Annotated in this window: 9 protein-coding genes and 1 pseudogene; 8 read left to right on the forward strand and 2 right to left on the reverse strand. The window is 43.5% G+C overall.

What is annotated here, in order from left to right; genetic code table 11:
* The first annotated feature begins 125 nt into the window (after window positions 1–125).
* The 8 genes and pseudogenes from EC604_RS08835 to EC604_RS30970 all read left to right on the forward strand — a co-directional run.
* A complete protein-coding gene (locus EC604_RS08835) occupies window positions 126–6191 on the forward strand; it encodes a DUF7601 domain-containing protein (protein WP_123063827.1) in 6066 nt (2021 codons plus the stop codon).
* Between the two features lie 22 nt (window positions 6192–6213).
* Entirely contained in the window at window positions 6214–6990 is a 777-nt protein-coding gene (locus EC604_RS08840; RefSeq protein WP_123063828.1) for a class B sortase, read from the forward strand.
* A gap of 222 nt (window positions 6991–7212) precedes the next feature.
* Window positions 7213–7845 (forward strand): hypothetical protein, encoded by a 633-nt coding sequence (locus EC604_RS08845; RefSeq protein ID WP_429350245.1) that lies wholly within the window; start codon window positions 7213–7215, stop codon window positions 7843–7845.
* A 271-nt stretch (window positions 7846–8116) separates the two neighbouring features.
* Window positions 8117–8527: a VOC family protein gene (locus tag EC604_RS08850; RefSeq protein WP_123063830.1), complete on the forward strand. Its 411-nt coding sequence runs from the start codon at window positions 8117–8119 to the stop codon at window positions 8525–8527.
* 238 nt (window positions 8528–8765) lie between these two features.
* A complete protein-coding gene (locus tag EC604_RS08855; protein WP_123063831.1) occupies window positions 8766–10016 on the forward strand; it encodes a TerD family protein in 1251 nt (416 codons plus the stop codon).
* Window positions 10017–10119: 103 nt separating this feature from the next.
* Entirely contained in the window at window positions 10120–10995 is an 876-nt protein-coding gene (locus EC604_RS08860) for an AraC family transcriptional regulator (RefSeq protein ID WP_123063832.1), read from the forward strand.
* Between the two features lie 233 nt (window positions 10996–11228).
* The gene (locus EC604_RS08865; protein WP_123063833.1) at window positions 11229–11933 is read left to right on the forward strand and encodes a hypothetical protein; all 705 of its coding nucleotides are present in this window, start codon (window positions 11229–11231) and stop codon (window positions 11931–11933) included.
* An 11-nt stretch (window positions 11934–11944) separates the two neighbouring features.
* Window positions 11945–12202 (forward strand): annotated as a pseudogene (locus EC604_RS30970) (CD3324 family protein); the annotation flags it as partial.
* A 557-nt stretch (window positions 12203–12759) separates the two neighbouring features.
* On the opposite strand, the gene EC604_RS30125 reads toward EC604_RS30970, so the two are convergent.
* Both EC604_RS30125 and EC604_RS08875 read right to left on the reverse strand, forming a co-directional pair.
* Window positions 12760–12906 carry a hypothetical protein gene (locus EC604_RS30125; RefSeq protein WP_192895090.1) on the reverse strand — a complete coding sequence of 49 codons (147 nt, stop codon included), beginning with the start codon at window positions 12904–12906 and terminating at the stop codon, window positions 12760–12762.
* 376 nt (window positions 12907–13282) lie between these two features.
* Window positions 13283–14044, reverse strand: coding sequence for an AraC family transcriptional regulator (locus tag EC604_RS08875; RefSeq protein WP_123063834.1), 762 nt, complete (start codon window positions 14042–14044; stop codon window positions 13283–13285).
* Window positions 14045–14189 lie beyond the last annotated feature (145 nt).

The raw sequence follows: 14189 nt of genomic DNA on the forward strand, positions 1-14189 counted from the left end.
GGTATGCCATATATATTTGATGGGATTTTTCATCAATTTCCTGTTGTAAGGAGAAGAGCGGGTAAGGGGAGAGAAAAAGTTTCCGGGTTCCGCCCAAAATTTATGAAATGGAGGAGATTCTCGTATTGAAGCAAAGACGCAATGTAGGTAAACCGTTATTGTCCTTATTTCTGGCAATTATGCTTGTTTTGCAGACAGTGATGTTCTCCACTGCTGCATATGCAGAGAGTGTACCTAACGATACTGGAATGGAAGCAGTTAGCGGATCTGACTCGCAGAGTATGGACAAACCGTCTTCGGTATCTGAGGCAGTGTACGATGTACCAGACAATTCCATAATGATGGCAGCAGCTGTCCCAATGGACAAAACAGCAGTATTTATGGAATCTAATGTATCCTTCCCACTGGAGTTGAAGCAAGGGAATGTGGTTATTGATCTGAACGGTATTATTCAGGGACGAAAACCATTTACGCTCAAATCGGAAGGGCTCAAGGTACCTGTCAATGGGGATGATTCCAATCCAACGAATGCAGATCCTGAGAAATACATTCAAAAGGGTGACTGGATTGAGCTGAAAAGAGAGGATTACTTCAAGGAAGTCGTGCTTCCGACAGCGACGAGACCCCTGTATGCACAGACTGACTCAGGCACCAAACAGCTGGGTACGACCTACTTTACTCCAAATAGCATTCGAGTTGTCTTCGACGGTGATGATAACTTTTTCAATGGTGTAGGACGAGGTATTACTTTCAGTTTCGAAACGACAGCTGATGCAGATGTAACAGGATTGAATTACGGTGATAAAAAGCCTGTTAACATCTTTGGTAGTACATATCAGCTAGAGAATCCAAATGTTACAGCAGAGTATGGTATCACGTTAACCTCGCCTGGAATGATCAGGTGGGATCAGTATAGTTATCGTGGAATTCAACCGGCTCAATTTGTTGAAGGCGCGATTACTTGGCAGTCAACCGCATCCGCGTCCGACCAGTTTGATAAAACGATCAAATTGCCATTAGACGGGAAGACATTTTATACCAATCCCTCAGCATATAATACGGGATCTGGAAATTCACGCGGTATTTATGTGGAGGGTTCCTTCAAAGTTAACGATCAGAACGTATCCCCAGTCGTTGGAGCAGACGGATCGCTGACTTACATTTTCCCATCAGGAACAGGTCCAGAGCCAAAAGTGGAATATAAAACCTGGATTCCTAAGGAATCGTATTATTTCGAGTATCGGAACCCACCAAGCAATCTGGGGCGTAGCCACCGGGATATGAATGGTAAAGTGGAACTGAGACAAGACAATAGCATGCTTGTACAGGCTGGGCTGGAGATGACCTTTGCTCCCGACTGGATTCAATCCAGTGCCTCATACGATCATGCGAGTGAGACCATTACCTGGAAAGTCACGGTTAACCAATATAACAAAAGAGGGTTAAAGGACTTTACGATTACCAATGGTTTACCCGCCGGGCTGAACTTTTTATCGGCTGAATGGCAAGAGGATGGCACCGAATCTGGATTAACACCCATTACACCAGATGCAAACGGCGTGTATTCTTTTGGAAATATTAACGGTAAAGTGGATTTATTTATTAAAAGCAAAGTAATAAGTGGTTCCAGTTTCAGAATCGATCCTCGTGCCAACTGGAATCTGGATACACCGGCTGATATACAGAACAACGATGTGAAGGCGGGTACGAGGCCCACAGCTGTAACGGATGAGGCCATCGTTAACATCGGCGCGCATAATTTCACAAAGTCAGGCGCTGTATCTATAGAGGATTATAACCAAGGTAGCATCACGTGGACGGTTAACCTTGCTCCACAATATGCTCTGCCGAATGCGGCAGTATATGATGTCTTGGTACATGGCGGTAATTTGGACGTCTTGGACAATGCCGTAGATGTAAGTGGTGAAGTGAGTGTAGAAACCATTGCGAAGATCAAAGCAAATGTAACTTCCGCGCAGCTTTGGAAGCAGTATAAGGCAGGAACGCTGAAGACGAGTGCAGACAATCTGACGATGAAGGCGATCCCTTTAACGGTGGATGGTAAAGTGGTGGCGGACTTGATTAAGGTGACTGGATATACGGAAAATTCCGCATCTTTCAGCTTCCGTGCACTGGAGACCAACCCGGACATCCTTTTTAGACAGGACATCAACGTAGGGAAAACAAGTTCGAATCGTGCTTTGCTCATTGATGGCGAAAGCGTAAGACAAGCGCAAAACAGCGCCAATCTTCACCTTCGAATGCTGAACAAGGATATGCTCTTTGCTTCGAGACCATTGAAAGTAGATGGCACACTTGAAAATGTTAGCCCAAATAACGTTAACAGTTACATTAGAAACGATAGTAATGATGCATGGACGATTTCTGCTTATGACCGGACAACCAAGACAGTCACCTTCCGTCTAGGAGTAAACATGCCTGGATATAACACAGAGGAAATGGCTAAAGATGGCGGTAATCGAGTCATTAGCAATATGAAGTTAGTGGATACATTGCCTGAAGGCTGGGAGTTTGTTCCTTTTTCTGAGGGTAAAGATTATGAGCTTTGGAAAGGATTTTCCGACAACGGTGCAGGTACAGAATACGGTACGAGAAACGATGCCAAAACGATTATTGAACCAGGCACTGATGCTCATGTCGTAAGCTCCTTCACCCATAATGGCAACGTAGGAACGTTCACTTTTTCTAAATTGGAAAGTCCTTATGTTATCTTGGTGAAGGCAAGACCTTCTAACGAAGCTTTAGAGGAATATTTGAACGAATACACGACGAGTGGCACGGACAAGCAGGTGTTATATAACAAAGCTGACCTCCATATGTCTTGGGGTGGAGTAGAAAAGATTGTCTCTGAACAGCGTAAGATTATCGTACCGATCCAGACTTTGGGCAAGTCGGTAACTAAACCTGTTCCAGGTGTGTTGGAATGGACAGTAAACTATACTCCGCCGTTTAACATGAAGCAGGGCGTTTATCTGGAGGATACCCTGGGTGCAGGCATGAACCTACGTTATGAAGTTAACGGAAAGCTTGTGTTGACATCACCTAGTATGGCAGTCTATCCTGCTAAGCTAACAGCTAGTGGTACTCTGGAACGAGGTGAATCTCTCGACCTGAGCGACCCTAATAGCGAAGTTCAAGTAGAGGTTGCACCAGGTGCAGAAGGGACTACCGTTCTCAAATTCAAAATGAACAACCCGAATAAGTTTTACCAGTTTGTATACCAAACTGAAGTTGATCCTTCGAAAGCGAAAGCCGGAGATAAAATGGGCAACGAGGTGAAACTGAAGGGCGATGACAGTCTGAGTGCTGTCAGTGCCAGAAGTGAAAGTACACTGGACAGTTCAGACGTAGCAGGTAGTTCAAGCTCGAATGCTTTACTGCCTCTGAGAAAAGTAGATCCCAATGGAAATCCGCTTAAGGACGTAGAATTTACACTCTATAAAAAAGACAACGGAGCTACAGTTACCAAAGGGAAAACCGATAGTTTAGGGAAACTTAATCTGCTATTCCCTGACCCAGGCTACTATGAGCTGAAGGAAACGTATATTGACACAAATACCTGGTTGCCAACGACAAGGGTTTATCAAGTATATGTAGGAAATACACCAGGGAAACCACTCTGGGTAGACGGAGTAAAAGTAACCTCGGATCAACCGCTGATTGTGCCTACACCTGCCCAAGGCAAGCTGACCATTACCAACAAGGTAGAAGGCAACGGTAGTGATCCGAACAAAGGATTTGTATACACCGTGACCTTCGCTGGTGAAGGTAAGGACGGAGACTATATCTATAAGAAATCGGATAATACGTCTGGAACGCTCAAAAATGGAGACAAGATCGTCCTCAAGCACGGGGAATCCGTATTGCTTCCTGCTTTGCCTGCGAATCTGGTCTATACCGTGACCGAGGACGATTATACGACCGCTGATGGCTATACAACTACACCTGATACGAGAGAACTGTCCGGCTCCATTGTGAACAAAGGTGATCATAAAGCGGACTTCATCAACGAACGAATCGTCAACAAGCTGACCATCAGTAATACGGTCATGGGCAACGGTGGCGATAAGACGAAGGAATTCGAGTATACCATCCACTTTGAGGATACAGGCAAAGATGAAAGATACTCCTACATGAAGTCGGATAATAGTACAGGCACGATCAAGTCAGGCGACACTTTCCGCCTCAAGGACGGAGAGACACTGGATATTTCAGGCCTGCCTAAACATCTGAAATACACAGTTAGCCAAAAAGATTACACAACCGATGAATACATGACTACTCCTGAGGAACGGTATTATTCCGAAGTGATGAAAGGCATGGATGAAGAAGCTCCATTCACGAACGTGCGCGTCTTGAAGGGCGGACTACTCATCAGCAACACAGTGAAAGGCAAAGACGAAGATAAGAGCAAGCCGTTTAAGTACACAGTCACCTTCACAGGTGAGGGATCAGATGAGTCCTACGCCTACGAGAAGTCAGATGGCAGCAAGGGCATGATCAAGAACGGCGATAGCTTCGAGCTTACCGATGGCCAGACACTTATTGTGCAAGGACTGCCGTCATCTCTCGAGTATACGGTAACGCAGGATGATTATACGAAAGATGGTTATGTGACAGACCCTGAACGTTTTGTTCGCACGGGTGTGATTCCGGAGAAAAAAGCGGCGGAGGCTAAATTTAAGAATACTCGCCCTTATCTGGAAGGTGTACTGCGTGACAACAATACAGGAGAAGTCATTCCGAATGCATCCATCACAGTGACCGATCTGAAGACAGGCGAAGAGCTTCAGATTGAGACAAATGAGAAGGGTGAATATGCGGTCCCAGCCGTAGCCGATACGGACTACACGATCACATATACGAAGTTGTACCGAGTAGGCGGGAGAGATGTACCTGTTAAGTTTACGCAAAAAGCAAATGTAAACAGCAGTGTTACAGACGAGACTATTCCAGCGGATATCACGGCTGTAGGTATCATTATGCTCAAACAAATGGACGGAACAACAGAGCTATTTAACAGCTTGCATACCAGCCATATGTATATCTACCTGAAAGACAGAGACGGTAATTATATTACGGAAAATGGTCACCCTAAGGCTTTTCCAATGGCTTCGAACGGAACTTTCTCCGTGGAAGGGTTAAGCGAACAGAAGTATACCATGGAAGTTCGTTATCAAGTGGAGACTGGTGAGGAGTTACTCCTCAAAGTGACGCAACTCGACGTGAAAGCTAACGGAGAGCTGAATATTTCTGAGGAATTAGTTGACCCTTACGGTACGGTCTATGATGAAACTACAGGAACTGCGAGCACGGGCAAGAAAATTGAGGGAGCCATAGTTACACTGTATTATGCGGATACACAGCGGAATAGAGATAAAGGCCGCATTCCGGGTACAAAAGTAACCCTACCAGCGGTTCCGAATTTCCCGCCGCACGACAACAAGAGTCCAGAGCAGGATAGCGATGTCAATGGATTCTATGCGTACATGGTATTTCCTGAAGCAGATTACTATCTGGTCGTAACGAAGGATGGATACGAAACGCACACTAGCGGTACGATTTCTGTAGATTTTGACATTGTCAAATACGACGTGCCAATGAAGCCGATCCGTTCAGGTGGTGGCTCCGGCGGCAACAGCGGAGGCAACAATGGCAACAGTGGAACCAATAACGGTACTCCAGGAACGAACACCGGCAACAGTGGAACCGACCCTGGTATCCCAGGAATCAACAACGGTACTCCAGGAACGAACAATGGGAACGGTGGGACCGATAATGGTATTCCAGGAACCAACAACGGTACTCCAGGAACGAACAATGGGAACAGTGGAACAGATAATGGTGTTCCAGGAACCGATAACAGTATCCCAGGAACTGACACTGGCAACAGCGGAACCAATAACGGTACTCCGGGAACGAACACCGGCAACAGTGGAACCAATAACGGTACTCCAGGAACAAACACTGGCAACACCGGAACCAATAATGGCAACAGTGGAGCGAGCAAAGGTGACCATGTTACGGATGACGTTAGCAACGAGTTGGACGATGCTCCGAAAACAGGAGACAACAGTATATCGCCAATGTTCTATATGATTTTGGCACTGATGTCCTTGATCACGATCGCTTTCTGTCTGCTCGGTAACAAGAAGAAAAAGCACATTTAATGACCGGAAAGGCGGTAAGAACATGAACAAAACCAAAAAAATTCTTATCGCCATTTCCTCCTTTGTGTTGGTATTTTCCCTCATCGGTGTTTCGAGAACGCTGCTGCGAGATTATGCTGAGCAACAGAAAATAGATGAGTTGGCGAACATGTGGGAGAAAGGGTCGAATAAAAACGGAGGGGATGCAATCCCCTCTTTTTTGTTCAATAAGAAGAAAAATCCAGTTATGCTCCCTGAATTTCGAGCCCTTTACGAACGGAACTCGGACATTGTGGGCTGGCTAAAGATTGGCGGCACTCGAATTGAGTACCCGGTTATGCAAAATCCACAGGATGTGGAGTATTATCTCAATCATGATTTCGATAAGAGGGAAACCCAAGGTGGCCTTCCTTTTTTGGACAGGCATAGCCAGATCAGGGGTTCAGATATTTTGCTGATTCATGGACATCATATGAAAAGTGGCTGGATGTTTAAAGATCTAATGAAATACAAAAGTGAAAGCTTTTATAAAGAGCACGTTACATTCGAGTTTAGCACGCTTTACGAAAAGGAAGAGTACGAGATTGTTGCTGTGATTCTATCCAAAGTGTATCGTAAATCAGATGACGTGTTTAAATACTATCAAATTGGGGATGTACAGACATCCACCGAGTTTGATTCATATGTTCAAAATATCAAAAAACTCGCTCTTTACGACACAGGTGTAAACGCTCAGTATGGTGATAAGCTTGTTGTACTGTCCACATGTGAATATTCGACTGAGAATGGCCGGCTAGCGGTAGTTGCTAGAAAGCGTTAAGGTCGATGACAAAACACGAAATTTTTGGGTTTCATCTCGCGTGCTCTCTTTTAGAGCACGCGATTTTTTTGTTTTATCCCCTAGCTCTTAATAAAGTTCCAGGAATGAGTTTAAACGTAGGTGGATTAGAGAAAAGAAAAGTCTTCTTTATAATGGTGATGAGGGCTATTTACGAATAAACAAGTGAATATCAGATTCTGGAGAGGGAGTTGTAATGTGACGATAGAGAATCATGCGAATATTTTGACTACTAGAGTAGAATCTATTCTTTATTATGCCAAACCGTTCTTAACCAATGAACATAGAGCAGGCTGGATCGGCGGCAATGCACCCGATTTTTTTGACGACCAATCAGAGCTCATCCATGAAGGTAACCAAAAATATGCTTTTTATCTGAGCCTTAACCACCCCTTCAAACCCGATAGCATGATTTCGATCTTTATCCCTGAAAATCGTGAAACCTATCTGGAAAATAACATCTATCCTGATTGCTCAGTCAAGGTGATTGAACATCCTGTTTCGACGGAAAGCACCCAGGAATCCTTTACTCACAAGGATCTGATAAAACACTCTATCTTATTCGGAGAACGAAGCAAGGACGAAGACTCAATGGAGCAGCCCTTTTTGATTAAGGCGGGCGGTAATCCGAGACTGATTCAGGATGAAGACTATTATTTCGCAAAACTCAAGAAAGAGTCACTGTCGTTCTTCTTCCAAGTTGATGAAGATGGTTATCCCGATACATTGATTCGAGAGGATGGCGATTATCCATTTGGTTTCGGTTCGCTATACATTTTCGCTAAAATAGGTACAGAAATACAGCATCCCGTAGCAGGTTTCTGTCAGTTTTCTTAAGTGAAATAGACGAATTTCTTAAGCGCAATAGACGAAAATCGCAAGTCATGAAGTCCTCGGTCGTCCTGTCCTCTGCAGCGGTTATTTGGGGAGAGGGGAATTGGATACCTCGTTGCTTCGAGATATGTAAGTCTTGAGAATGCCTATAAACGCTACTGACATAACGTTGTCAGTGGCGTTTTTTTATAATCAGATCAGTACAGCAAAGAAGAGAGGCAAGGAACAAGATTTAGGGAGAAATAATGAAGAAGACGAGGAAGGATGATCTATTGTGAATTTTGCTTCTGTACGCATGATTACTGAAGATGTAGATAGCCTGGTGGCGTTCTATGAGCACGTCCTTAGGGTATCGGCGGAGCGCTCTGCACCTGTATTTGCAGAGTTTGTTTTACCATCATGTACGCTTGCTATCGGGCACACCCAGACCACAGCATTATTTGGAGTCGACGCTGCAAATGCATCCAGGGCCATGAATCATCCGGTCATTTTGGAGTTTCATGTTGCTGATATCGAAGCGGAATATGAGCGCCTGAGAACATTCATTCATGATTGGGTGCAACAACCAACCACAATGCCGTGGGGAAACCGCTCGATGCTATTCCGTGATCCGGAGGGCAACTTGGTAAACTTTTTTGAACCGATAAGCAAAGAAGCGATCCAAAGATTTAATAAGAGACATTGACCCGTAAATATACGCATAAAAATCAGCTCACGTCTTGCTACGGTTTCAATAAACCAGTATACAGGGCGTTTTTTTCCTGTTTTTAGAGGGGAAAAGCAACTGATAACTACTGGCGGCAATTCAGCTCCTAAGTATTTCCTTCTTGTGGTAATATAAGTGAGTCAGTACATATTCTGCGCTTAGCGAATGAAAAGATCAGCTTGAGTACGAGACATCTATGGATAGGGAGTGATTTGGAGTGAGTCAGTTTCTTCAGATGGGGGCAAATACAACTTTAAGTTCAGCAAAAGGGAGTATCAAGATTAGCCACGAGATTTCGAATTCTATCGATGTTTCATTAACGGCCTTCCTTTTAACGGATTCTGACAAGGTACAAGGCGATAGCGGGATCATTTTTTACAATCAACCAACAAGTTCCACAGGTGTAGCCACTCTTTTACCATCCGAGCAAGTGGGCAATACAAAAGTACATAGAATTAATTTTGATATGGATAAAGTACCTGAAGGGATAACCAAAATAGCGATAACACTGACAGAGGATCAGAACACTGGATTTTCGAATGTGAAAAATCTGACAGCCGAAATATGTACTGACAGTACAATTATTCAGTTATCACCCTCTGTTTTCACAAACGAAAATGGAATCGTAGTTCTGGAATTATATCTAAGGAATGGGCAAACCAAGGCAAAATCAATCTGGCGCGGATTTAATTCCGGGCTTGAAGGATTATGTAAAAACTATGGTGTTGAGGTTGAAGCGGACGAGCCGAGCAAGCCTGCCGAACCTCAGAATACTTCCGATCAATCATCAAAAACCCCTGATTCAACAAGTGTTGCTGCTGCTGATCATAAAAATACGCAACCATCCAAGTCATCATTAAACCTTCAAAAGGTGACGGGTAAGATTAACCTCGAAAAAGGGCAAAAGTCAGTACTCATTGATAAAACACCAGAAATTACAGCTACAGTATCATGGGAGACTGGAACGGATTATGATATCTACGCTTTGGTCTACAATAAGGATGGGAAGCAGATTGATGTAGCTATGTTCGGTGCAAAGGGCGTACCTCCTCTTCAAAGCTTTGGTAACGGGGCCGTGGAACATATGGGCGATGTGGGAAGAAGCAACCAAGCCATTAAGACAGAGGTTATCAAATTAAGATTAAGAGATGATATTCTTGCCGTTGTTCCTGTCGTTTATTCAGCTCAGTCCAATGGGACAGGTTCTTTCTACAGATACAAGGTCTCGATGAGTATAGATAATCATGAGGGAACCTCTGTTACGATCTCGGCTAAGAATGCTAATAACAATGATAAGATATATACCTGTGTACCAGGAATACTGTATAACACACCAGACGGTGTAATCATAAGTCCATTGGAGCTTTATAGTAAGCCTAATTCAGAGAATAGGCCCAAGCTCAAGATGGGATCTTCCAAAATGGTAGAAGTGATCATGGATAAAGGGCCGATGAATGACTATAAATAATCAAATGGTTCGTTCAAGTTAACTGTCCCACAAATCTGTGCATGAAATGTCGGATGTGAACATTCCACTCTTGATATTCTATACCTGAAAGGAGGTCATTTGAATGGATTCACTGGCCAATCTGAATAGAGCCTTACAGTATATTGAAGAGCATCTTGAGGAAGACATCGATCTGAAGGAAGCGGCAAAAAGGGCTCATTGTTCAGAGTATCATTTTTCAAGAATGTTTTCCTTTCTTGCAGGCATTCCGTTGTCGGAGTACATTCGGAGGAGACGTCTGACACTCGCGGCATTCGAACTTCAGGCTGGTGATTTAAGAATTGTGGATGTGGCTGTGAAATATGGTTATCGATCAGCAGATGCCTTCTCCAGAGCCTTCCAAGCTTTACACGGGATAACACCCTCTTCAGTCAAATCCGATGCTCCCTCTCTAGTGGCTTATCCGCAAATGACCTTCCAATTAACCGTTCAGGGAGGAAATGCAATGAACTATCGTATCGTTGAGAAGGAATCGTTTCATATTGTAGGCATCATGAAAAGGGTACCCATTCAATTTGACGGGGTGAACCCGGAAATTGCATCAATGTGGCAAAGCTTAACCAGTGAGGATATTGGTGAATTGAAACAACTTTCCAATGTTGAGCCACAGGGATTAATTTCAGCTTCGGTGCATTTTTCTGAAGGGCGAATGGAGGAAAGAGGAGAGCTGGACCATTATATAGGTGCTGCTACATCATCCAAGGAGTTTCCTGAGAGATTTGCAAAGTTAGAGGTTCCCGCAATGACGTGGGCCGTCTTCGAAGCGGTTGGACCTTTCCCGGAAACGTTACAACAGGTATGGGGTCGAATCTATTCCGAATGGTTTCCTTCTGCCAGCTATGAAGTGGCGGAAGGACCGGAAATCTTATGGAATGAAGGTAAAGATGTGTCATCTCCCAACTTTAAGAGCGAGATTTGGATACCTGTTATTCCAAGATAATAGAATAGTAGTGCGGTTACTTGTATTGAAGGCCATCCATCAGAGGATGGCCTTAAACGTATGTTTGAACACAGCATGGTAAACCCTGATCCAAGTATAGGGGAATTTTTATAGAGCTATGTAAAGTTCACTTAAGATATTCATTACCTATATCCCGCACCATTCGAGTGGTATCCTTTTCCTATGTCAGATGCGCACCTGATCAATCCAAAATTGGAAAGGGAGAAGAAGAGATGAGTAAAGACCACATGATTCGTTCGATGCTATCTGAAAACGTAAATATGACGCCGAATGGACGTATCGCTGATCAATTAAACCTGGAAGAGTTTGCGGAGTGCCACGAGCTATTTTTTGACAAGATCATGGAAATTCATGTATCTGATATCCAGGGAATCGAGGGCTACGGTGAATTTGATGAGGAATGCAAAACAGAATACGGAAGCTGTAAAGAATTTCTGATCGAAACATTCGCAGAACCTCAAGAGGGCTATTGGTACAATTGGCAGGAGATGTTCGAGACAACGATACTTGATCGTGAATTTTTTGAAACATATTTGCAGGAAATGAAGGATAGAATCCCGTATTGTGAGGGGAAACGCTATTTGGTCTATAACAATACATTCTTCGTTAATATGATCACGGATGGCAAAACGACGGTTGGATTCCCTGACTGGAGCAGATCCGGCATCGGCGATTTTCTTCTCGATTTTGTAATTATGGATTTAAATAAGCCATACTTGCGTATTCCAGAATTATTATTTGATTACTGCAAAAAAAGGGAGATTGTCATACCCGATTTTCAGGAAAGATTTCTATGTATGGCTTATTATAAAGGCATTGACGTCTTGCGCTGGCACGCATCTATTGATGATACGGAGTCCTGCTGGTCCATTATGAAGTCTATCAGTGAACTAAAAGATCGAATTTACGCGTTATAGATGGTGATATTATGAAATATATCAATGCTAGCGATGTTCTTCCCGAGGAACTGATGAAAGAAGTTCAGAAGTATGCGGCAGGCAAACTATTGTATATTCCTTCCGGGGAGGAAAAAAAGGGTTGGGGCGAAACGTCGGGTTACCGAACTCAACTCAGAAAGCGCAATCGAATGATCCGAAATAAGTACGCTCATGGGCTCACTGTATCAGAACTTGCGGATGAATATTATTTATCTCTGGACTCCATTAAGAAAATCATCTACTCGAAGCATACCGATGCACAATTAACGTATTCTCCGATACTAGAATCGGCTGTAAGCTATGCCAATACCGGCATGCTTGAAGAATGGATACAATGCTATTTGTTGCTCACTTGCCAGGCCTCTCCCGATGTGCAGGGACTCATAAAGGAAGATGGTTTATACTTTGGAGTGGTGCAGTTTCCATTACGCCTTATTCAGTATGAAGAATTCGATAACGTGGAGAACGTAGCAAGCGAAAGTGATGATACATCGATGTCCCCACCACTTCTTATTCAGTATAGGGAAGGAAAGTTTCATTGCATGATGCAGAAGGAATTTCTCGCTTCGTTGAAACAACGCAAAATAAATGCCTATCCCTCCATCATTGTATTAAAAGAAAACGCCGAGTATAAAAGATTCATGAAACATTTCGGCAATGTATTCATTTTTGTTGATAAAGTTTGATTTAATGCTGGGCCATCCTGTAAAGGAGGCCCTTAATATAATTGGGAAAATGATATTCTTTCTTTTTAATCTACAAAGTTTAGTAGTAAAGCAAACATTGTGCAGTTTATCCTACGCCATCACTTTCTAACAGGGAGTAAAAAATTATCGCGGTCTTCATCATCGAATTTGCCAAGCGTCCGCACCTTGACCATTTCATGCCCGCCAAACAGGTCGATCTCTTCGCCATAAAAGAGAAAAAATTGGATTTTATCCACGCTGTTCATGTAAAGCTCCTTTCTTAATTCCTCATCAATCTGAACAATATTTTACGTGATACCGGATGAATTGAAAAAAGTGATATTGCCCTGCATATCCGGAAATTCATTACTGTATAGAAAGCATAAGGGGGGCTCGCTCATTATATCGCTCATTCGCACATTATTTCTTGACGAGAGGGGATTTGGGGAGTATTATAACGTGCCGGTTTTTACAAGGTCTATCCATAAAAATAAGAACAATCTCACGTCCTGTTTACGGTTATCAACAAACCAGTAGATAGGGCGTTTTTCGTTCGTTAAGTTGAACGTAGCAACAGGCGAGGTATAACCCCAAAAAAGCATCTGGCACCCTCACTCTGTTACAGAGCATGAATCGAGGGTGCTAGATGCTTTTTATCTGCAAGTTTTTGCGATAAGAGCGCGGGGTTATGCCGGTCTCTCTTTTGAACATGTTGCAGAACTGCGCATCGTTCACGAATCCCGCCTCGGCTGAGACATCGGAGATGGACATCTGTGTGCTGGCAAGAAGGTGCTTGGCGTAGTCCAGGCGTTTAATTAGCATATATCGAGAAGGGGAGGCTCCGTATTTCTCTTTGAACAGATGCCGGAAGCGATCATAGCTATATCCGGACATGTTCGCTAACATCTCGATGGAGAGACGTTGTGTGAAATGTTCATTTATATATGAAAGCACATGTTGGAGTCGATCTCCGGAGAACAGAGGGTACATGCTGTTACCTCCACGATGGAGCAAGTGCAGTAACATATGGTGTAGACGGTCGTTCAGGTAATCCTGAGCACCTTCACCCCGCCGTGTATATTCCGTGTTCAACTGTAGCATGTAGTTATGGATGTTATGCTCCCGGTCATCCTGATGCATGCCTTGCAGCTCGGCAATTTCGGACAGATCCGTCTGAAATCCAACAAAAAGTACCTCAGCGTCCCCGCGATGATCCTCATCATGCTGTTGGTGTGGCGGAATAAGTGCATAGGTTCCAGCTTGAAAATGGTAGTTATGCTCTCCAATCATGGATGTCCCGTTCCCTTTAAAATAATATACCAACTCATAACATTCATGGCGATGAGGGATGATATGTGTGAACCGGGCGTGTTCGGCTCTGACAACATATAGAACTTGATCCATTATTGTTTCCCCCTAATTTCGACAATTAGCCGAATCGTACAAAAAAGCGACCGAAATCATATAAATATAATGGCTTGATTTTGTTATGATCATACTCATAAACGAATGTTAAATGAAAGTAATCGTTTTTACGTTCGGTTATAGC

This window comes from Paenibacillus amylolyticus (assembly GCF_003719335.1).
Taxonomy (GTDB): Bacteria; Bacillota; Bacilli; order Paenibacillales; family Paenibacillaceae; genus Paenibacillus; species Paenibacillus amylolyticus_D.

What these genes read in the sequence shown, in the direction of transcription:
- EC604_RS08840 (WP_123063828.1), top strand. Translation starts at nt 6,214, where the DNA reads ATGAACAAAACCAAAAAAATTCTTATCGCCATTTCCTCCTTTGTGTTG.
- EC604_RS08875 (WP_123063834.1), bottom strand. Translation starts at nt 14,044, where the DNA reads ATGGATCAAGTTCTATATGTTGTCAGAGCCGAACACGCCCGGTTCACA.
- EC604_RS08865 (WP_123063833.1), top strand. Translation starts at nt 11,229, where the DNA reads ATGAGTAAAGACCACATGATTCGTTCGATGCTATCTGAAAACGTAAAT.
- EC604_RS08860 (WP_123063832.1), top strand. Translation starts at nt 10,120, where the DNA reads ATGGATTCACTGGCCAATCTGAATAGAGCCTTACAGTATATTGAAGAG.
- EC604_RS30125 (WP_192895090.1), bottom strand. Translation starts at nt 12,906, where the DNA reads ATGAACAGCGTGGATAAAATCCAATTTTTTCTCTTTTATGGCGAAGAG.